This is a genomic window from Microbacterium sp. bgisy203, assembly GCF_057706945.1.
In genome coordinates this window covers 228,958-247,425 of record NZ_JBYIPF010000001.1, presented here as the reverse complement: position 1 = coordinate 247,425, position 18,468 = coordinate 228,958, and the positions used below count along the sequence as shown (strand labels likewise).

The window sequence follows — 18,468 nt, the reverse complement described above, 5'->3', positions numbered from 1 at the left end:
CGCTCCTCCACTCCCCGAGACCCGCTGTTCTCGACGAGACCCGCCGCAAGAAGCGCGGGTCTCGTCGAGAACAGGCGGTCTCGCGGGAGTGTGCGCGCGGGAAGGGAGCGGTGTCGGTGGGGTGGGGGACAATGGGGGTGTGGGTCGTGGCGACGGATCGGGCAGGCGCGTGTCGGCGCCGGATGCCGACGACACCGGCACCCGCATCCTCCACGTCGACATGGACGCGTTCTACGCGTCGGTCGAGGTGCTCGACGACCCGACGCTCGCCGGAAAGCCGGTCATCGTGGGCGGCATGGAGGGCCGCGGCGTCGTCTCGAGTGCGACGTACGAGGCCCGCCGGTACGGGGTCCGCTCCGCGATGAACGTCGCCCAGGCGCTGCGCCTGTGCCCGACGGCGATCGTCGTTCCGCCGCACTTCGAGCGCTACGCCGCGCTCTCGCGCCAGGTGATGGGGATCTTCCACGACATCACACCGCTCGTCGAGCCGCTCTCGATCGACGAAGCGTTCCTCGACGTGTCCGGAGCTCGGCGACTATGGGGGAGTCCCGGCGAGATCGCGCGGGGGCTCCGCACACGCATCCGCGAGGAGACGGGGCTCGTCGCGAGCGTCGGCGTCGCCGCGACCAAACACGTCGCGAAGATCGCGTCGACGCTGTCGAAGCCCGACGGACTGCTCATCGTCAGCGCCCCCGAGACGCAGACCTTCCTCGCGGGTCTCCCCGTGCGCGCCCTGTGGGGCGTGGGACCGAAGGCCGCCGAGTCGCTCGAGGGCCGCGGCATCCGGTACGTGTCCGACATCCTCGCCGCGCCCCGCCCCGTGATCGAGCGCGCGCTCGGACGCGCCGGCGGAGCGCGTGTCTGGCAGCTCGCGCAGGGGAACGATCCCCGTGAGGTCGAGACCGAGCGCACCGAGAAGAGCATCGGTCACGAGGAGACGTTCCTCGAAGACGTGGCGGATGCCGCGATGCTGCGCAGCGAGCTGCGCCGGCTCGCCGACCGGGTCGCCGGGCGCCTGCGCCGCGGCGGGTGGGAAGCCGGCACGATCTCGCTGAAGCTCCGGTACGCCGATTTCACGACCATCTCGCGCGCGAGCACGCTCCCGGAGCCGACGGACGTCGGCCAGCGCATCGGCGACGTCGCGATCGGGCTCTTCGACGCCGTGGAGCTCTCGCAGCCGGTGCGGCTCATCGGCGTGCGGGCCGAGAAGCTGCGTCCCGGCGGGGGCGCGGCGCTCGCCCTGTGGGACGACGATGAGGACTGGCGCCGCGTCGACGCGGCGCTCGACGACGCCCGCGAGCGCTTCGGCGGCGGCGCGGTCACCCGGGCGAGCGTGCTCGGACCGCGCCGCGACGTCGGGGCGCTGCCGACGAACCCCCGACTCCCTCGCGAGAGCTGACCGCAGCGGCTACGGTGGGGGCATGCCCAACCTCGCACTGGAACTCGGCAAGCAGACCGCATCGCTCGGCGTGAACAGCGTCTACGGCGAACAGCAGGACGTCGACGGGGTGCGCCTCGTGCCCGTCGCGATCTCGTGGAGCGGCTTCGGGGCCGGTGAGAGCCCCGAGGGGAGTGGCGGCGGGGGCGGCGGCTACGCCGCCCCGATCGGCGCGTACATCCGGAAGGGCGACGATCTGCGCTTCGAGCCGAACATCATCTCGCTTCTCGCCGTCGGGATCCCGTTCATCTGGGTCGCCGGACGCGCTCTCAGTCGCGTCATCCGTGCACTCAAGCGCTGACGAGGTCGGTGCCGCGTTAGAGCGGGCGGCCGCGGGGGTGCAGGATGCCGTGGCCGCGCTCGATGCTTCCGCGCGCCCCGCGATCATCCTGATCGATGGTCGCTCCGGGTCGGGCAAGACGACCCTCGCGGCGATGCTCGCCGAGCGGCTCCCGGGCGGGGCGGAAGTCGTCGCGCTCGACGACATCTATCCCGGGTGGGACGGTCTGGCCGACGGTGCCGGCCGTGCACGATCCGAGGTGATCGCCCCGATCCGTGCGGGCCGCGCGGCGCGGTGGCGTCGGTGGGACTGGGCGCGTTCTGCTCCCGGCGACGAGGTCGTCACGCCCGCCGACCGGACGCTGATCGTCGAGGGAGCGGGTGTGCTGACGGCCGAATCGGCGCCCCTCGCCTCCGTGACGGTGTGGCTCGAATCGCCCGAGCCGCAGCGCCGGGCGAGAGCGCTGGGACGCGACGGCGACGCGTATCGCCCGCATTGGGACCGCTGGGCGGCGCAGGAGACGCGCCACCTCGCCGACGACGACCCGCTCGCACATGCCCACATCGTCGTCGACGTGCCGTGAACTGAGCGCGCCACGATGACGCCTGCCCGCGCGGACGCTCAGTCGTCGATCGCCTCGAGCAGCCCCTCGAGGCGGTAGGCGAGCCAGTTGTAGATGCCGAACCGGGGATGATCGAGGCGGTCGGTGTCGTCTGCGATGCCGAGGAGCGTCGCGAGGACCAGGCGGAGGGCGGTGAGGGTGCGCAGCCACGCGGAGACCGCGGCATCATCGAGGGTGATCTCGAACTCGTCCGTCGCGTTCTCTTCGGTGACGGCGTCGGGCCGGAGGATCTCGCCGTCGCACAGGAGCGTCGCGGCGACCGTGGCGGCATCGTCCCGGCGGCGGTCCAGGAGATCGTCTTGGGTGAGGCGGCGGAACTCGCTCGCGGCATCGACATCGTCGCGATAGGCATCGGGCACCAGGCGAGCCAGAGCGGAGTCATCCATCCGCTCGTCGTCGATCGGTTCGTCGAGGAGCGTCTGGAACTGCGCGACGAGGTCGGAGAGGTGCGCCGCCTCGATGACCGACAGCTCCAGCACCACTGCGCTCATGCGCCGGCCTCGCGGACCGTCGCCCACAGCCCGTAGTCGTGCATCGCCTGGACGTGCAGCTCCATCTGCTCTCGCGCGCCCTCCGCGACCACGGCGTGACCATCGTTGTGCACGGCGAGCATGAGCGCCTGCGCCCGCTCCCGGGAGAAGCCGAAGTACGTACGGAAGACGTGCGCGACGTAGCTCATGAGATTGACCGGGTCGTTCCAGACGACGGTCTGCCAGGGGCCGGACGTGGCGGATGCCGAGTCCAGGTCGAGGTCTTCGAGGGGGAGGGTCGCGGCCACGGCATCCATCATGCCCACCCGAGCTCGTGCAGACGCGCATCGTCGATGCCGTAGAAGTGCGCGATCTCGTGGACGAGGGTGGTGTGCACCTCGTCGCGGAGCTCTGCGACGTCGTCGCAGACGTGCAGGTGCGGTTCGCGGTAGACGATGATGCGATCGGGGAGCTCGCCGATGCCGTAGCGGTCGCGTTCGGTGAGCGCCAGCCCGTCGTAGAGTCCGAGCAGGTCGAGCGACCCGTCTTCGGGGCGATCTTCGACGACGAACACGACGTTGTCGAGTCCGTCGATCATCTCGTCGGGGAGCAGATCAAGTTCGTCCGTGACGAGGGCGTCGAACGCCTCGGCATCCATCTCGATCATGCGAACCTCCCGACGGGGAAGTGAGTGGGGTGGCTAACGGGGCTTGAACCCGCGACCCCCGCGACCACAACGCGGTGCTCTACCAACTGAGCTATAGCCACCATGCTCCCGTTTCCGGGCAACCAGACGATTCTATTACACGCCGGAGGCGTATGACGACACGGCCGCTTCGGCTGCCGCGCGCGCCTGGTCGCTCGTGGGGCCGGGCTCGGGCACGAAGACCGCCTGGCGGTAGTAGGCGAGTTCGCGGATCGATTCGCGGATGTCGGCGAGAGCGCGGTGTCCGCCGTCTTTGGTGGGCGCGTTGAAGTAGGCGCGCGGGTACCAGCGGCGGGCGAGCTCCTTGACGCTCGAGACGTCGACGTTGCGGTAGTGCAGCCAGCGGTCGAGGCGTGGCATGTACTTCGCGAGGAACATGCGGTCGGTGCCGATCGTGTTGCCGGCGAGCGGGGCCTTGCCCTCGACGACGAAGCGCTGGATGTACTCGAGCGCCTCGAACTCCGCCTCGGCGACGCTGACGCCGCCCGGGATCTCGTCGAGAAGACCCGACGATCGGTGCATCTCGGTGACGAAGTCGTTCATGTGCTCGAGCGCGGAGTCGTCGGGCTTGATGACGATCTGGTACCCCTCATCGAGCGGGTTGAGCTCGAAGTCGGTCACGATGATCGCGATCTCGACGAGTTCGTCCACCTCGAGGTCGAGGCCCGTCATCTCGCAGTCGATCCAGACGAGTCGGTCGTTCTCCGCGGCGTTCACCATGATCATCATCCTAACGAGCGGCTCCGACACGGCGGGTGGTGACAGTACGCTGGAGGGGCGCCTCCGTAGCTCAGTGGAAGAGCGACGGCCTTCTAATCCGTTGGTCGCAGGTTCGAATCCTGCCGGGGGCACACTCTCTTCGTTCTCGACGCCGTGCGTCGCCACATCTCGCCGCGCCGGTGCGTCCCTGGCGCGAGTGCGCTCGGCGGCGTACCGTCGAATCGACGAAGGAGTCACCATGAGCACATCGACATCGGGTCTGTGGGTCGCCTACGGCTCGGAGGGAAGCGTCGTCGGAACGATCCGCCGCGGCGACGACGGCTACACGGCCACCATCGCCGACGCCGACAGCAGCCTCGGCACGTATCCGACGATGGAGATCGCGAAGAGCGCGCTGCACGGGCATCTGCCGGCGGGGTCCGACTGGCCGCGCTTCACCGAGCATTGACGACGGCGGCGATGGCCGCGCGTCCACGCAGACCGCGACGGTGATCCAGCAGCGGCAGCGTGCGGTCGACGAGCGGTCCGATGCCGACCGCGAACAGGACCGTGCCGATCCCCACGGTGCCGCCCAACAGCCATCCGGCGAGGAGGACCGTCGCCTCGACCCCGAACCGCGCCGCCCAGATGGGCGTGCCGAAGCGCGCGTGGATGCCGGTCATGAGGCCGTCGCGAGGGCCGGGACCGAAGTCCGCGCCGATGTACAGCCCGGAGGCGACCGCGACGACGAGCATGCCGCCGATGAAGGTCAGGAGCTGCAGCGCGAAGCCCTCGACAGCGGGCACCACCGCGAGTGTCGCCTGCATGCTCGTGCCGACGAGCAGGATGTTCGCGACGGTGCCGACGCCGGGGCGCTGACGCAGTGGAATCCAAACGAGCAGCACGAGAAATCCGAGGATGTTCGTCACCCATCCGATTCCGATGCCCGTCTGCAGCGCGATGCCCTGCGCGAACACCGTCCACGGGTCGAGGCCGATGCCCGCGCGGACCATCACGGCGCACCCGGCGCCGAACGCGATGAGGCCGACGAGGAGCCGGAGGATGCGGAGGGTCATGTCCGGAACACTTGTGAGGAATTGGACCTTGCTGAACAGTCCAATTCGGCTATCGTGGCCCGATGGACTCCCGTATCTCCGCGCGCTCGCTCGCCCATGCGCTCGGCGGCTGGCGCACGCGCGAACCGGCCTACGAGGCGCTGGCCGACGGCATCCGCCTGCTGTGCCTCGACAACCGCATCGCCGCGCGCACGGCGCTTCCCGCCGAGCGGGAGCTCGCCGCGGTACTCCAGCTCAGCCGCACGACGGTGGCGGCGGCCTATCGCAGCCTCCGCGACACCGGGCACATCGAGAGTCTCCGCGGCTCGGGGAGTGTGACGCTGCCCCGCCCGGTGCGTGAACCCGGGCGTGTGGATGCCGTCGAGGGAGCGATCGACCTGCAGCAGGCGAGCCCCGCGGCCTGGCCGGGACTCGCGGGCGTGATGAGCGAGGTCGCCGCGGATGCCGCGACCCTCGTCGCGCGGTCGGGGTACGACGGGCGGGGCTCCCTCGCACTCCGCACGGCGATCGCGGCGCGCTACAGCGCCACCGGACTGCCGACCGAGGCCGACGAGATCCTGGTGACCACGGGTGCGCAGTCCGCACTCCACCTGCTCGCCGAGACCCTGCTCGGTCGCGGCGATCGCGCGCTCATCGAGACGCCCACCTATCCGCACGCCGCCGAGGCGCTGCGCGCAGCGGGTGCACGCCTCGTGGGCGTGCCCGTCTCGACGTCGGGCGGGTGGGACCTCGATCGCGCGGTGCAGGCGTTCGCCCACACCCGTCCGCGGCTCGCGTACCTGATGCCGCGCTTCCAGAACCCGACCGGACGCACGATGACGCCCGACGACGAGCGCGTCATCGCGGACGCGGCAGCGCGCGCCGGCACGATCCTCGTGCTCGACGAGACGACCGCCGACCTCGCCATCGACGACATCGACACCGCGCGCGTGGCCGCGCCGGGAATGGGTGCCGGGGCGGGGGTCGTGCGCGTCGGGTCTCTCGGCAAGACGGCGTGGGGAGGCCTCCGGATCGGGTGGGTGAGAGCGGATGCCGAGCTGATCGCACGCCTCATCGCGGCCCGACCGCCGAGGGACCTCGGAACGCCCGAGTTCGAGCAGGCGGTGGCGGTGCGGGTGATGGAGCGCATGCCCGACGTCCTGGAGCAGCGCGCGTCGGTCCTGCGCGCGGGGCGTGACGCGCTGATGGCAGCGCTCCAGGCGTCGCTGCCGTCATGGCGGGTACCCGACGTGGCCGGCGGCGTCGCGATGTGGGTCGAACTCGATGCGCCGCTCGGCTCCGGTCTCGTGATCGCGGCCCGCTCCCGTGGCGTGTACCTGTCCGCCGGCTCTCGATTCGCCGTCGACGGCGCGCACGACCGTCATCTCCGCATTCCCTTCACCGCCCCGACCGCCGACCTCGCCCGCGGCGTCGCGGTGCTCGCGGAGCTGTGGCCCGACGTCCTCGCGGCCGCGCCGACGATCGGGGGCGAGGTGTTCGACGCGCTCGTCTGAGCCCCCGTCCGATCGCCGGGTCGCGCGCCGGTTCCCCACGCCTCACCGCAGGTACCGCAGACAGTCGACGGCTTCGTCGGCGCTCCAGAACGCGCCGAGCTCGCGCATGCGCGCACCGGCGAGATCGAACCGCTCCGCGTAGAAGCGCACGCCGCGTCGCTCCGATTCCGCGCGCAGATGGCCGATGACGCGTCCCATCCGGTCGAGGACACGCCACCGATGCGCCGAGACGGCCCGCAGCACCACGCCGCGTACCGTCGGCGCGGGCACCGTTCCGATGGTCATCCGATCACCTCCTGAATCGTTCCGGCCTCGAACATAGGTGCGACCTCCGACATCGCGTGCGGCGGACGATCTCATCGCCTCCTCCCCAGGTGACCGATTTCGGGATCCATCCACAGATCGGCCCCTCTCCGGCCATGTCCGGTCCACGCGACGACAGGATGAGCAGTGCTCCGGCGTCCGAACGGGCACGCGGGCGCCGGAGCAGACGCCCACCGCGTCACCGCCATTCCGCGGCCCGCCATCGAAAGGATCACCACCATGCAAGACGTCATCGTCGTCACCGGAAACCTGACGGCCGCCCCCGAACCGCGAACCACCTCGAGTGGCGCCGCGATGACCACGTTCACCGTCGCGAGCACCGAACGGCGACTCGACGGCGGCAGATGGATCGACGTGCACACGAACTTCTACCGCGTCTCGACGCACCGCAAGCTCGCCGAGCATGCGCTCGCCTCGCTCACGAAGGGTCAGCGCGTGATCGTCGCCGGGCGGCTTCGCCTCAAGGAATGGGAGGCCAACGGCCGCTCGGGAGTGAGCGCCGACCTCGATGCCACCGCCGTCGGTCCCGACCTGCTGTTCGGCACGACCACGTTCGAGAAGGATGCCGAGATGAGCGGCGCGGCGCAGAGCGGTGGCGTCCACCCGTCGCACTCCGAGAGCACCGGGTGGGCCGCGCCCGGATCGTCGCCGGCCCCGACCGCAGGCACCAGCGGCGACCCCGCGGGCGACGGCACCGGCGTTCGGGACGGCGCCGGCGCGCTCGTCGGAGCCGCGGCGGGTGTCGGAGAGGGAGGCTGGGACGCTCCGGATGGCAGCGACACGACGCCGTTCTGAGCGAGGATGAGCGTTGCCCCGGCGGCCGCGCGGGGCGGCCGGACGCGCTCGGGTGCTGACCTAGACTCGACGGGTGCGTCCTTCCGCCTCCCGCCCGCTCCGCAGCATGACGGCAGTCGCGGTCGTCGCCGGCATCCTCCTCTTCGCGGGCTGCACCCCGACGCCCGAGCCGTCGCCGTCGACATCGGCGTCGACGGCCGCGCCGGCCCCCTCCGCCACCCCGACCCCGACCGGACCGGTGCTCGTACCCGACGGGTCGGCGGCCGACAACCTCCCGCTGTTCACCGCGGTCATGGACCAGGTTGCTGCCACCGACGCCCGTGCGCAGGGCCGCGCGTACGTCGACGCACTCGTCGCCGCCGGCTTCGACAAAGCCGCCATGGAGGTCACGAACGATCAGACGACGGTCGGGAACCCCGCCGACTCCATCCAGTTCTCCGTGAAGTGGGGGGAGGAGTGCCTGGTCGGTCAGGTGGGCCCCTCGACGCCGGTGCCGACGGCGCTCGTGCTGCCGCTGACGCCGAGCGGCACGTGCCTGGTGGGACAGACGCGCCCGATCGACTGGTGAGCCCGGCCGCCCGCGTAGACTTGGCTCGTTATGGCCGAATACATCTACTCCATGGTCCGCGCCCGCAAGGCAGTGGGCGAGAAGCTGATCCTCGACGACGTCACGATGTCGTTCCTGCCGGGCGCGAAGATCGGCATGGTCGGTCCGAACGGCGCCGGTAAGTCCACGATCCTCAAGATCATGGCCGGGCTCGACACGCCGTCGAACGGCGAGGCCAAGCTGACGCCGGGCTACACCGTCGGCATCCTCATGCAGGAGCCCGAGCTCGACGAGACCAAGACCGTCCTCGAGAACATCCAGGACGGGGTCGCCATCAAGGCGAAGCTCGACCGGTTCAACGAGATCTCTGCGCTCATGGCCGACCCCGACGCCGACTTCGATGCCCTCCTCGCCGAGATGGGCGTCCTCCAGGAGGAGATCGACGCCGCCGACGGGTGGGACCTCGACTCGCAGCTCGAGCAGGCGATGGACGCCCTGCGCACGCCGCCGGGCGACGAGCCTGTCACGAAGCTCTCAGGTGGTGAGCGTCGCCGCGTCGCACTCGCGAAGCTGCTGCTGCAGAAGCCCGACCTCCTGCTCCTCGACGAGCCGACCAACCACCTCGACGCCGAGAGCGTCCTGTGGCTCGAGCAGCACCTCCAGTCGTACAAGGGCGCGGTCATCGCGATCACCCACGACCGGTACTTCCTCGACAATGTCGCCGAATGGATCGCCGAGGTCGACCGCGGCCGGCTCATCGGCTATGAGGGCAACTACTCGACGTATCTCGAGAAGAAGGCCGAGCGTCTCGACATCCAGGGCAAGAAGGATGCCAAGCTCGCCAAGCGCCTGAAGGACGAGCTCGAGTGGGTGCGCTCGAGCGCGAAGGGTCGCCAGACGAAGTCGAAGGCGCGCCTGCAGCGGTACGAGGAGATGGCCGCCGAGGCCGAGCGCACGCGCAAGCTCGACTTCGAGGAGATCCAGATCCCCGCCGGTCCGCGCCTGGGCAACGTCGTCATCGAGGCCAAGAAGCTGCAGAAGGGCTTCGGCGACCGCTCGCTCATCGACGGACTGAGCTTCAGCCTTCCGCCGAACGGCATCGTGGGCGTCATCGGTCCGAACGGCGTCGGCAAGACGACCCTCTTCAAGACGATCGTCGGCCTCGAGCCGCTCGACGGCGGCGACCTCAAGGTCGGCGAGACGGTGAAGATCAGCTACGTCGACCAGAGCCGCGCCAACATCGACCCGCAGAAGACCCTGTGGGAAGTCGTGTCGGACGGTCTCGACATCATCACGGTCGGCAAGACCGAGATCCCCTCGCGCGCGTACGTGTCGAAGTTCGGGTTCAAGGGACCCGACCAGCAGAAGAAGGCCGGCGTCCTCTCCGGCGGTGAGCGCAACCGTCTGAACCTCGCGCTCACGCTCAAAGAGGGCGGCAACCTGCTGCTTCTCGACGAGCCCACGAACGACCTCGACGTCGAGACGCTGAGCTCGCTCGAGAACGCGCTGCTGGAATTCCCCGGCTGCGCCGTCGTCATCACCCACGACCGGTGGTTCCTCGACCGCATCGCGACGCACATCCTCGCGTACGAGGGCACCGACGAAGACCCCGACAAGTGGTATTGGTTCGAGGGCAACTTCGAGGCGTACGAGGCGAACAAGATCGAGCGCCTCGGTCCCGACGCGGCGAACCCGCATCGCTCGACGCACCGCAAGCTGACGCGTGACTGACCGAACGCAGCACGAGGCGCCCGGCGGCAACGAACCCGCCGGGCGCCGCATGCACGTCCCCATCCACCTCCGATGGGGCGACCTCGACGCGTTCAACCACGTCAACAACGCGACGATGCTGAAACTCCTCGAGGAGGCACGCGTGCGCGTCTTCTGGACGCCCGTCGTCGGCGACGAGGCCCCCGAGACCGCGGTGATCGACGTCGGCACGGATGCCGCGGTTCTCACCCTCATCGCACACCAGGAGATCGAGTACCTCGCGCCGGTGCCCTACCGTCGCGAGCCCCTCGACGTCCAGCTGTGGTTCGGCAGGTTCGGCGGATCGAGCGTCGAGGTGTACTACGAGGTCTACAGCCCGGCGGGTGATGACCCGCAGACGCTGTACGCGAAGGCATCCTCCACCGTGGTGCTCGTCGACGCTCAGACGTTCCGTCCGTCGCGCCTCAGCGACGCGATGCGGGAGGCCTGGGCCCCCTACGTCGGCGAGCCCGTCACGTTCCGACGCCGCTGACCCGGACCTACACGCAGGGGCACGGACTCACGCACAGATCCCGCGGACCGCTCAGGCCGTCTCGGGCACCCGGATCATGATCTCCTGCGCGACGGTCGCGACCAGCTCGCCCTCGCGCGTGAAGATGCGGCCGCTCGCGAGCCCGCGTCCGCCGAGTGCGCTGGGGGACTCCTGCGCGTAGAGCAGCCACTCGTCCACCCGCGCGGAGCGGTGCCACCACATCGCGTGGTCGAGGCTCGCGACCTTGAGCCCCGGGTGCGCCCACGCGATGCCGTGCGCCCGGAGCACGGGCTCTTGGATGGTCAGGTCGCTCATGTACGCGAGGACCGTGCGGTGCACGACCGGATCGTCGCCGATCGGGCGGCGCGTACGCATCCACACGTTCTGCGACGCGACGTGCGGTCCCTCGACCCGTTCGTAGATCGGCCCCTCGGCGTGGACGACCTCGATCGCGCTGTCGTCGAGCAGGCGCTGCGACAGCGGGTGGAGCATCCTTCCGCTGGAGCGGCGCAGCGCCTCTTCGGGAGATGCGACGCCCTCGGGTGGCGTCGACTGGTGCTCGAGGCCCGGGTCCTCGCGCTCGAAGGAGGCGATCATCGAGAAGATGGGCACGCCGTTCTGGTAGGCCTGCGTGCGTCGCGTGGAGAACGATCGGCCGTCGTGGATGCGGTCGACCGACAGCGTCACCCCCTGGGTGGCGTCGCCGGGGCGCAGGAAGTATCCGTGCATCGAGTGGGGCACGCGGTCGTCACCCGTCGTGCGATCGGCGGCGGCGATCGCCTGGGCGAGCACCTGGCCGCCGAACACGCGCCCCGTCGGCATGGGGTAGGACGCGCCGGTGAAGATGTCCTCGGTGGTCCGTGCCGCGCTCGCGTCGAGGTCGAGGACGTCGAGCATGAGACCGACGGTGTCCAGCGGAGCCGCGACATCGGTCTCGTCGCGGTGCGGGTCGGCGTCGGTCACGGTGCTCCTGTCTGCGGCGCGCTCCGCGTGCGCGGGCTCGCTTGGTAGTTTAGGGCGGATGTCGCAGCGCCTCCTCTTCCCCGATCCCGCCACCGTCTCCGACGTTCTCGTCTTCGCGGGGCGGGCCGTCTCACTCGGCGACGGATCCGTGCGCCTGCAGGCCCGCGACGGGGCGATGGCGCTCACCTCGGCGCCTCTCGCGCCGCGGACGCTCCTCGAGTCGACCCCGACGGTCGTCGGCATGCGCGTCGTCCGGACCGATCCGGAGCTCGTGTGCGATCTCGTCGTCGACGCGTCGACGTTGCAGGCATCCGACGATCCGCTCGCGATCACGCTTCCAGATGTCGCCGTCACGGCGCCGTGGGCGGGCGTCTCACCGCCGCGTGCGGGCTGGAGCGAGGTGGGTGCGCTCCCCGCCGCCACCCTCGCTGCGCGTGCGCAGTGGGGCATCGCGGCCGTCGCCGAGGCGGTGCCGAAGGATGCCGGTGACGACGCCGTCCACGCCGTGCGGTCGGCGGTCTGGGGTGAGGCGGACGACGAGCTCACGGGGCTGCCGCGTGGAGCCGCATTCGCCGCGTTCGCGCTCGGTTTCATCGCCGGCGAGGAGGATGCCGTGATCCGCCGGGCCGGGCCGTGGACGCGGCTCAGCCTCGCACGCGGGCACGTGCTCGTGCGTCAGACCGTGCGGTCGGGTCTCACCGCCGTTCGCACGACCGGCGCGGTCTGATCGCGGCGGGGAACCCGCCTCAGACGCCCGCGGCGGCCGCGCGGCCGGCGATACGGCCGGAGAACAGGCATCCGCCCACGAACGTCCCCTCGAGCGCGCGGTATCCGTGCACGCCACCCCCTCCGAACCCGGCCGCCTCGCCCGCCGCGTAGAGCCCGGGGATCGGCGCTCCATCGGCGCCCAGCGCACGCGAGGACAGATCCGTCTCGATGCCGCCGAGCGACTTCCGGGTGAGGATGTGGAGCTTCACCGCGATGAGCGGACCGTTCGCCGGGTCCAGGATCTTGTGCGGTGCGGCGGTACGGATGAGTTTGTCGCCCCGATACGCCCGCGCGGAGCGGAGCATCGCGACCTGCGCGTCCTTCGTGAAGTCGTTGTCCAGCTCGCGGTCGCGCGCCTCCACTTCGCGTCGCACGCGGTCGGCATCCAGCGCCTCGCCGCCGGGAAGCGCCTGCATGCCCGCGATGAGCTCGTCGAGCGTACGCCGGACGACGAAGTCGGCGCCGTGGTCGAGGAAGGCCTGTACCGGGCTCGCCGCGCCCTTGCCGAGGCGCGACTTCACGAGGAGCGGAACGTCCTTGCCCGTCAGATCGGGGTTCTGCTCGCTGCCGGAGAGGGTGAACTCCTTCTCGACGATCTTCTGCGACAGCACGAACCACGAGTGGTCGTGGCCGGTCTTCCGCAGGTGAGCGAGCGTGCCGAGCGTGTCGAACCCCGGAAAGAGCGGCACGGGGAGGCGCTCGCCCGTGGCGTCGAGCCACAGCGAGGACGGGCCCGGCAGGATGCGGATGCCGTGCTGCGGCCAGATCGGGTCCCAGTTCTGGATGCCTTCGACGTAGTGCCACATCCGGTCGCCGTTGATGAGGCGCGCCCCCGCTGCGGCCAACACCGGCTGCATCGAGCCGTCCACGTACGCGGGGACCCCGGTGATCATGCTCTGGGGCGGGGCGCCGAGTCGCTCGGGCCATTGCGCACGGACGAGGTCGTGGTTGCCGCCGATCCCGCCGGACGAGACGATCGTCGCCCCGGCGACGACCTCGAACCCGCCGACCACCTCACGGGAGGTCGCGACGCCGCGATCCGCCCCCGACGGCGCGAGGATGTCGCCCGTCGCGCCCGTCACGGTGCCGTCCGCCGTCGTGAGCGTCGTCACGCGGTGGCGCGGAAGGATCGTGACGCGTCCTTCCGCTTCACCCTGCTCCACGGCAGCCTGGAAGGGCGCGACGAGCCCGGGGCCCGTGCCTCAGGTGATGTGGAACCGGGGGACGGAGTTGCCCGGCCCGAGGGCCGTGTAGCCGCCCCGTTCGGCCCAGCCGACGACGGGGAAGAACCCCACGCCCTTCTCGCGCAGCCACGCGCGCTTCTCGCCGTGGGCGAAGTCGAGGTACGCCTCCGCCCACCGGCGCGGCCAGTGGTCATCGTCGCGGTCGAAGCCGGCCGTCGAGAACCAGTCCTGCCGGGCGAGCTCGAGCGAGTCGGAGATGCCCATCCGTCGCTGCTCGGGGGAGTCGATGAAGAAGAGGCCGCCGAACGACCAGAACGCCTGCCCGCCGAGGTTCGTGCGCGGCTCCTGGTCGACGATCACGACGCTCCGGCCGGCGGCGGATGCCTCCGCGGCCGCGACGAGCCCCGCGAGCCCCCATCCGATGACGAGCACATCGGCATGGTGGATGTTCGGGTGCGGAGGTATGGCGGTCACGGCGACTCCTTCGTCGATACGGTGATCAGTGCGGGCGATCGGGGCGGGTCAGGTTTTCGGGGTGGGTTCGAACGTGTTCACCATCGCGTACGCGGCCCGCTGCAGGTAGTCCCACAGCGTCGCCTCGTGGAGGGGTGGCAGTTCGAGCTCGTCGACGGCGGCGCGCATGTGCAGGAGCCACCTGTCGCGGGCGTCGGGATTCACGTGGAACGGGAGGTGCCGCATGCGCAGGCGCGGGTGGCCGCGGGTCTCGCTGTACGTCGTCGGTCCGCCCCAGTACTGCTCGAGGAACAGCGTCAGCCGCTCGGCGGCGGCCGCGAGATCCTCTTCGGGGTACATCGGCTTCAGCACGGGGTCGGTGGCGACCCCGCGGTAGAACGCGTCGACGAGGCGGACGAACGTGTCGTGACCGCCCACTTCGTCGTAGAAGCTCAGCGGCTGGGCATCCGTCATGAGGTCTCCTCCGGCGGGGTCTCGGACTCGGGCGGCGCGACCGGCGGAGGAGTCGTCGGCGGCGGAGTGCTCGGGGGCGAAGTGCTCGGCGCGGACGGGGGCGCCGCATCCGTTCGTTTGGGGCGCCACAGGGGACGCGCGTCTGGCCTCGCGCCTCTCGCGGGGGCTTTCGTCGCGCCCTTCTTCGTCTTCGTCTGCGGAGCGCCCTGCGCAGTCACCGGTGTCGGCTTGGTGCGCGGCGGGTTAGCGCCGCGCACACGCTGGGCGCCTTCCAATCCCGTCAGCATGACCGTGTTGAGGTGCGGGAGCGTGACGCCGAGCTCGTCGATCGTGCGCTTCAACCGCATGCGCAGCTCGCGTGCGACATCGTCCTTCGCGTTCGCGCGCGTCTTCATCACGAGGCGGATGACGAGGGAATCGCCGCTGATCGATTCGAGACCCCACACCTCGGGCTGCTCGATGATGCGCGAACGCCACTTGGGGTCTTTCGCGAGCGACTTCGCCGCGTCGAGCATCGCCTGCTCGACGTCGTCGATGTCGGCATCCGTGGCCACGGCGAGGTCGATGATGACGCGCGACCAGCCCTGCGACATGTTGCCGATACGGGTGATCTCGCCGTTGCGGACGTACCACAGCGTGCCGTTGACATCGCGGACGTGCGTCACTCGGATCGCGACGTACTCGACGATCCCGGTCGCGAGTCCGAGGTCGACGACGTCCCCGATGCCGATCTGGTCCTCGGCGACGATGAAGATGCCGTTGAGGACGTCTTTGACGATGTTCTGGGCGCCGAAACCTAGACCCGCGCCGATCGCGGCGGTCAGGAGCGTCAGCGAGCCGAGCGCGTCGGGGTTGATGACGGAGACGATCAGCATGAGCGCGATGATGACGATCGTCACGTTGACGATGTTCTGCAGGATCGATCCGAGCGTCCGCGTCCGTTGCACCACGCGGACGCTCGCCAGCGGCGACCGTTCGAGCGCCTGCGTGTCATCGACGTTCGCCTTGATCTTGGCGCCCTCGACGATGCGCTTGACGACGCGATCGATGACTCGGCGCAGGATCCAGGAGACGAGGATGGCGCCGACGAGGATCGCCACGATCGCCAGCAGATTCCACCCCAGCGCCAAGAGCCCCGCCATGATCTGCGACCAGATCGTCGGATCTGCGTCGGCGGCGGGGGTCTCGGTCACGACAGGAACGTTCGACATCGAGCCGATCTTATGCGCCCTCTCCTCGGTCGTGTCTGTGCGCCGGTGCCGGTCGCGCTACCGCTCGTCGTGCTCCGCGTCCGTCTGCGCGTCCCGTTCCTGGACGGTGAGCGCCCGCTCGACGCCCGCGAGGTTCTCGCGCACGAGGCGTCGCAGTGCCGCCGGGGCGTCGTGGTGCGAGTCCAGCCAGGCGCGCGTCGCGTCGCGCAGATCGACGTTCGCCAGCGGTGCCGGGTAGAGGCCGGTGATGAGGTATTCCGCGATGTGGTAGGTGCGGCTGCTCCACACGGGCAGGAGCATGTCGAAGTAGGGCCCGACGAACGCTCCAAGGTCGTCGACGGTCGCCGGATGTGTGAAGCCCAGCGTCGAGGAGCGCACCACGGTGTTCGGCAGGTCTGACGACTCGACGAGCGACGCCCACGCGGTCCTCTTCGCCTCGACGCCCGGAAGGGCTGCCTTCGCCTGCGCGGCGAACTCTCCGCCCTTCGCCGTGTTGTCGGCGGCGAGGGCCGCATCGATGTCGGATGCCGTGACGAGGCCGCCGGCCGCGAGAGAGACGAGCAGCGCCCACGACAGGTCGGCGTCGATCTCGAGCCCGTCGAGCACCGTCTCACCGTCGCGGAGCGCCCGCACCTGCGCCCACTGAGCGGGCGTCGCCGCCGCACTCGCGAACCCGGTGACGAACTGCAGCTGGCTGTCGCTGCCGGCCTCCGCGGCCTGGGCGAGCGCCCAGAGCCCGTCGGCGACCTTCTCGCGGGTCGCGGCGCGCTTGCCCGGTACGACATAGCTGTTCGCGGCGAGCTGCAGCTGCCCGAGGGTCGTGCGCACGGTCGTCGACTCGGTCTCGGCACCGATGTTGCGGAGCACGAGATCGACGTAGTCGGATGCCGCGGCCTCCGCGTCGCGCGTCTGGTCCCATGACGCTCCCCAGACGAGCGAGCGGGCGAGCGGGTCCCTGATGTCGCCGAGGTGGGCGATCGCGGTCCGCAGGGAGCGCTCGTCGAGCCGGATCTTAGCGTACGCGAGGTCCTGATCGTTCAGCAGGACGAGATCGGGCTGGGCGAGGCCGACCAGCTCCGGCACCTCGGTGAGGTCGCCGTCGACGTCGAGCTCGATGTCGTGCGTGCGCACGAGTGCGGCGCCGTGGCCCTCGTTCTCCAGCGAGTAGAAGCCGACGCCAAGGCGGTGCGGGCGGATCGTCGGGTAGTCGGCGGGGGCGGTCTGGACGATCGCGAATCGGGTGATGGTGCCGTCGGCATCCGTCTTCAGCTCGGGCGCCAGCGTGTTCACGCCCGCCGTCTCGAGCCACTTCTTGGACCACGAGGTGAGTTCGCGGCCGCTCGTGGCCTCGAGCTCGATGAGGAGGTCGGCGAGCTCGGTGTTGGAGAACGCGTGCTTCTGGAAATACGCCGCGACGCCGGCGAAGAAGGCGTCGATTCCGACCCACGACGTGAGTTGCTTGAGGACCGAGCCGCCCTTGGCGTAGGTGATGCCGTCGAAGTTGACCTCGACGTCGTGCAGATCGTTGATCTCGGCGACGACGGGGTGGGTCGAGGGGAGCTGGTCCTGGCGGTACGCCCAGGTCTTCTCCATCGCGTTGAAGGTCGTCCACGCCTCGGTCCACTCGGTGGCCTCGGCGGTGGCGATCGTCGACGCCCACTCCGCGAACGACTCGTTGAGCCACAGGTCGTTCCACCACTTCATCGTGACGAGGTCGCCGAACCACATGTGAGCGAGCTCGTGCAGGATCGTGACGACGCGACGCTCCTTGACGGCGTCGGTGACCTTCGAGCGGAACACGTACGTCTCGGTGAAGGTGACCGCGCCCGCGTTCTCCATCGCGCCCGCGTTGAACTCGGGGACGAAGAGCTGGTCGTACTTCGCGAAGGGGTAGGGGTAGCCGAACTTCTCCTCGTAGTACGCGAAGCCCTGACGCGTCTTGTCGAAGATGTAGTCGGCGTCGAGGTGCTGCCAGAGGCTCTTGCGGCCGTAGACGCCGAGCGGGATGACCCGACCGGACGCGCTCGTCAGCTCGGAGAACACCGATTCGTAGGGGCCGGCGACGATCGCGGTGATGTACGAGGAGATCACCGGCGTCGGCTCGAACGCCCAGGTGGCGGTGCCGGGGGCCGCGGGAACCGGGTCGGGCGTGGGGGAGTTGGAGACGACCTTCCAGGCATCCGGCGCCGTCACGGTGAAGCGGAACGTCGCCTTCAGGTCGGGCTGCTCGAAGACCGCGAACACGCGGCGCGAGTCGGGCACCTCGAACTGCGAGTACAGGTACACCTCGCCGTCGACGGGGTCGACGAAGCGGTGCAGCCCCTCCCCGGTGTTCGTGTAGAGGCAGTCGGCGTCGACGATCAGCTCGTTCTCGGCGGCGAGGTTCTCGAGGGCGATGCGCGAGTCGGCGAAGGCGGATGCGGGGTCGATCGAGATGCCGTTCAGGGTGATCTCGCGGACGTCGCGCGCGATCAGGTCGATGAACGTCGATGCGCCCTCGGTCGCCCGGAAGCGGACGACGGTGCGCGAGCCGAACACCTCCGCACCCTCGTCGGTCGCGTGCGTCAGGTCGAGGGCGACGTCGTAGCTCTCGGTGGAGACGATCGCGCGGCGCTCCTGCGCCTCGATGCGGGTGAGGTTCTGTCCAGGCACTGGCGTACTCCCGAGGGTGAGGGTGTGAAGGCGTGGGGTGGATGACGCGCGGCGCTGCTGGCGGCGGCGGC

The 18,468-nt window shown here is 70.1% G+C and carries 20 protein-coding genes, 2 tRNA genes and 1 pseudogene; 11 read left to right on the top strand and 12 right to left on the bottom strand.

The features are described from left to right. Nucleotides 1-139: 139 nt before the first annotated feature. Genes AC3ENQ_RS01185 through AC3ENQ_RS01175 form a run of 3 tightly spaced genes read left to right on the top strand, consistent with a single transcriptional unit; the run spans nt 140 to nt 2,301 of the window. Complete coding sequence (locus AC3ENQ_RS01185) at nt 140-1,399, top strand: DNA polymerase IV (RefSeq protein WP_431800892.1); 1,260 nt, start codon at nt 140-142, stop codon at nt 1,397-1,399. 22 nt (nt 1,400-1,421) lie between these two features. After that, nucleotides 1,422-1,739 (top strand): hypothetical protein, encoded by a 318-nt coding sequence (locus tag AC3ENQ_RS01180; RefSeq protein ID WP_431800890.1) that lies wholly within the window; start codon nt 1,422-1,424, stop codon nt 1,737-1,739. Beyond that, entirely contained in the window at nt 1,723-2,301 is a 579-nt protein-coding gene (locus AC3ENQ_RS01175; protein WP_431800888.1) for a zeta toxin family protein, read from the top strand. Before AC3ENQ_RS01180 ends, AC3ENQ_RS01175 begins: the two co-directional genes overlap by 17 nt. A 38-nt stretch (nt 2,302-2,339) precedes the next feature. Here the strand turns inward: AC3ENQ_RS01175 and AC3ENQ_RS01170 are convergent, their stop codons facing one another. From AC3ENQ_RS01170 to orn, 5 genes are all read right to left on the bottom strand, one after another. Beyond that, entirely contained in the window at nt 2,340-2,831 is a 492-nt protein-coding gene (locus AC3ENQ_RS01170; protein WP_431800886.1) for a DUF2017 family protein, read from the bottom strand. Then, nucleotides 2,828-3,127, bottom strand: a complete 300-nt coding sequence (gene clpS / locus AC3ENQ_RS01165) for an ATP-dependent Clp protease adapter ClpS (protein WP_488185845.1) — start codon at nt 3,125-3,127, stop codon at nt 2,828-2,830. Before clpS ends, AC3ENQ_RS01170 begins: the two co-directional genes overlap by 4 nt. After that, nucleotides 3,127-3,477, bottom strand: a complete 351-nt coding sequence (locus tag AC3ENQ_RS01160; protein ID WP_431800882.1) for a metallopeptidase family protein — start codon at nt 3,475-3,477, stop codon at nt 3,127-3,129. Before AC3ENQ_RS01160 ends, clpS begins: the two co-directional genes overlap by 1 nt. A 25-nt stretch (nt 3,478-3,502) precedes the next feature. After that, nucleotides 3,503-3,578, bottom strand: a tRNA-His gene (locus AC3ENQ_RS01155). Between the two features lie 34 nt (nt 3,579-3,612). Next, a complete protein-coding gene (orn, locus tag AC3ENQ_RS01150) occupies nt 3,613-4,236 on the bottom strand; it encodes an oligoribonuclease (protein ID WP_431800881.1) in 624 nt (207 codons plus the stop codon). 59 nt (nt 4,237-4,295) lie between these two features. Here orn and AC3ENQ_RS01145 point away from each other — a divergent pair. After that, nucleotides 4,296-4,367 (top strand) — tRNA-Arg (locus AC3ENQ_RS01145). A gap of 107 nt (nt 4,368-4,474) precedes the next feature. Continuing rightward, nucleotides 4,475-4,684, top strand: coding sequence for a methyltransferase (locus AC3ENQ_RS01140; RefSeq protein ID WP_431800879.1), 210 nt, complete (start codon nt 4,475-4,477; stop codon nt 4,682-4,684). Here AC3ENQ_RS01140 and yczE read toward each other — a convergent pair. Then, a complete protein-coding gene (yczE, locus tag AC3ENQ_RS01135) occupies nt 4,671-5,291 on the bottom strand; it encodes a membrane protein YczE (RefSeq protein ID WP_431800877.1) in 621 nt (206 codons plus the stop codon). The genes AC3ENQ_RS01140 and yczE overlap by 14 nt on opposite strands. A 62-nt stretch (nt 5,292-5,353) precedes the next feature. Between yczE and yczR the strand changes: the two genes are divergently transcribed. Continuing rightward, nucleotides 5,354-6,784, top strand: a complete 1,431-nt coding sequence (yczR, locus tag AC3ENQ_RS01130) for a MocR-like transcription factor YczR (RefSeq protein WP_431800875.1) — start codon at nt 5,354-5,356, stop codon at nt 6,782-6,784. Between the two features lie 42 nt (nt 6,785-6,826). Here yczR and AC3ENQ_RS01125 read toward each other — a convergent pair whose 3' ends face one another. Next, complete coding sequence (locus tag AC3ENQ_RS01125; RefSeq protein WP_431800874.1) at nt 6,827-7,069, bottom strand: DNA mismatch repair protein; 243 nt, start codon at nt 7,067-7,069, stop codon at nt 6,827-6,829. 258 nt (nt 7,070-7,327) lie between these two features. On the opposite strand from AC3ENQ_RS01125, the gene ssb reads away from it, so the two are divergent. The 4 genes from ssb to AC3ENQ_RS01105 all read left to right on the top strand — a co-directional run bounded on the left by ssb (nt 7,328) and on the right by AC3ENQ_RS01105 (nt 10,692). Then, nucleotides 7,328-7,903, top strand: coding sequence for a single-stranded DNA-binding protein (gene ssb, locus AC3ENQ_RS01120; RefSeq protein ID WP_431800872.1), 576 nt, complete (start codon nt 7,328-7,330; stop codon nt 7,901-7,903). Nucleotides 7,904-7,976: 73 nt separating this feature from the next. Then, nucleotides 7,977-8,471 carry a DUF6993 domain-containing protein gene (locus tag AC3ENQ_RS01115; protein WP_431800870.1) on the top strand — a complete coding sequence of 165 codons (495 nt, stop codon included), beginning with the start codon at nt 7,977-7,979 and terminating at the stop codon, nt 8,469-8,471. A gap of 30 nt (nt 8,472-8,501) precedes the next feature. Then, a complete protein-coding gene (gene ettA, locus AC3ENQ_RS01110; protein ID WP_431800868.1) occupies nt 8,502-10,181 on the top strand; it encodes an energy-dependent translational throttle protein EttA in 1,680 nt (559 codons plus the stop codon). A 49-nt stretch (nt 10,182-10,230) separates the two neighbouring features. Next, on the top strand, nt 10,231-10,692 hold the full coding sequence (locus AC3ENQ_RS01105; RefSeq protein WP_431801720.1) for an acyl-CoA thioesterase: 462 nt from the start codon (nt 10,231-10,233) through the stop codon (nt 10,690-10,692). A gap of 51 nt (nt 10,693-10,743) precedes the next feature. Here the strand turns inward: AC3ENQ_RS01105 and AC3ENQ_RS01100 are convergent, their stop codons facing one another. Then, a complete protein-coding gene (locus AC3ENQ_RS01100; protein ID WP_431801719.1) occupies nt 10,744-11,589 on the bottom strand; it encodes an acyl-CoA thioesterase in 846 nt (281 codons plus the stop codon). Between the two features lie 124 nt (nt 11,590-11,713). Between AC3ENQ_RS01100 and AC3ENQ_RS01095 the strand changes: the two genes are divergently transcribed. Then, a complete protein-coding gene (locus AC3ENQ_RS01095; RefSeq protein WP_431800866.1) occupies nt 11,714-12,382 on the top strand; it encodes a DUF8185 domain-containing protein in 669 nt (222 codons plus the stop codon). A gap of 19 nt (nt 12,383-12,401) precedes the next feature. Here the strand turns inward: AC3ENQ_RS01095 and AC3ENQ_RS01090 are convergent. The 4 genes and pseudogenes from AC3ENQ_RS01090 to pepN all read right to left on the bottom strand — a co-directional run bounded on the left by AC3ENQ_RS01090 (nt 12,402) and on the right by pepN (nt 18,397). After that, nucleotides 12,402-14,081, bottom strand: a pseudogene (locus AC3ENQ_RS01090) (FAD-binding dehydrogenase). Nucleotides 14,082-14,129: 48 nt separating this feature from the next. After that, nucleotides 14,130-14,534 carry a globin gene (locus AC3ENQ_RS01085; protein ID WP_431800864.1) on the bottom strand — a complete coding sequence of 135 codons (405 nt, stop codon included), beginning with the start codon at nt 14,532-14,534 and terminating at the stop codon, nt 14,130-14,132. Then, the gene (locus AC3ENQ_RS01080; RefSeq protein WP_431800862.1) at nt 14,531-15,745 is read right to left on the bottom strand and encodes a mechanosensitive ion channel family protein; all 1,215 of its coding nucleotides are present in this window, start codon (nt 15,743-15,745) and stop codon (nt 14,531-14,533) included. Before AC3ENQ_RS01080 ends, AC3ENQ_RS01085 begins: the two co-directional genes overlap by 4 nt. A 57-nt stretch (nt 15,746-15,802) precedes the next feature. Beyond that, nucleotides 15,803-18,397, bottom strand: a complete 2,595-nt coding sequence (pepN, locus tag AC3ENQ_RS01075) for an aminopeptidase N (protein WP_431800860.1) — start codon at nt 18,395-18,397, stop codon at nt 15,803-15,805. Between the last annotated feature and the right edge of the window lie 71 nt (nt 18,398-18,468).

Bases quoted from the DNA above. Each gene is read 5' to 3' on its own strand.
- AC3ENQ_RS01180 (WP_431800890.1), top strand. From the start codon at position 1,422: ATGCCCAACCTCGCACTGGAACTCGGCAAGCAGACCGCATCGCTCGGC.
- AC3ENQ_RS01170 (WP_431800886.1), bottom strand. From the start codon at position 2,831: ATGAGCGCAGTGGTGCTGGAGCTGTCGGTCATCGAGGCGGCGCACCTC.
- clpS (WP_488185845.1), bottom strand. From the start codon at position 3,127: ATGGATGCCGTGGCCGCGACCCTCCCCCTCGAAGACCTCGACCTGGAC.
- AC3ENQ_RS01160 (WP_431800882.1), bottom strand. From the start codon at position 3,477: ATGATCGAGATGGATGCCGAGGCGTTCGACGCCCTCGTCACGGACGAA.
- orn (WP_431800881.1), bottom strand. From the start codon at position 4,236: ATGGTGAACGCCGCGGAGAACGACCGACTCGTCTGGATCGACTGCGAG.
- AC3ENQ_RS01140 (WP_431800879.1), top strand. From the start codon at position 4,475: ATGAGCACATCGACATCGGGTCTGTGGGTCGCCTACGGCTCGGAGGGA.
- yczE (WP_431800877.1), bottom strand. From the start codon at position 5,291: ATGACCCTCCGCATCCTCCGGCTCCTCGTCGGCCTCATCGCGTTCGGC.
- yczR (WP_431800875.1), top strand. From the start codon at position 5,354: ATGGACTCCCGTATCTCCGCGCGCTCGCTCGCCCATGCGCTCGGCGGC.
- AC3ENQ_RS01125 (WP_431800874.1), bottom strand. From the start codon at position 7,069: ATGACCATCGGAACGGTGCCCGCGCCGACGGTACGCGGCGTGGTGCTG.
- ssb (WP_431800872.1), top strand. From the start codon at position 7,328: ATGCAAGACGTCATCGTCGTCACCGGAAACCTGACGGCCGCCCCCGAA.
- ettA (WP_431800868.1), top strand. From the start codon at position 8,502: ATGGCCGAATACATCTACTCCATGGTCCGCGCCCGCAAGGCAGTGGGC.
- AC3ENQ_RS01105 (WP_431801720.1), top strand. From the start codon at position 10,231: ATGCACGTCCCCATCCACCTCCGATGGGGCGACCTCGACGCGTTCAAC.
- AC3ENQ_RS01100 (WP_431801719.1), bottom strand. From the start codon at position 11,589: ATGCTCGACGTCCTCGACCTCGACGCGAGCGCGGCACGGACCACCGAG.
- AC3ENQ_RS01095 (WP_431800866.1), top strand. From the start codon at position 11,714: ATGTCGCAGCGCCTCCTCTTCCCCGATCCCGCCACCGTCTCCGACGTT.
- AC3ENQ_RS01085 (WP_431800864.1), bottom strand. From the start codon at position 14,534: ATGACGGATGCCCAGCCGCTGAGCTTCTACGACGAAGTGGGCGGTCAC.
- AC3ENQ_RS01080 (WP_431800862.1), bottom strand. From the start codon at position 15,745: ATGTCGAACGTTCCTGTCGTGACCGAGACCCCCGCCGCCGACGCAGAT.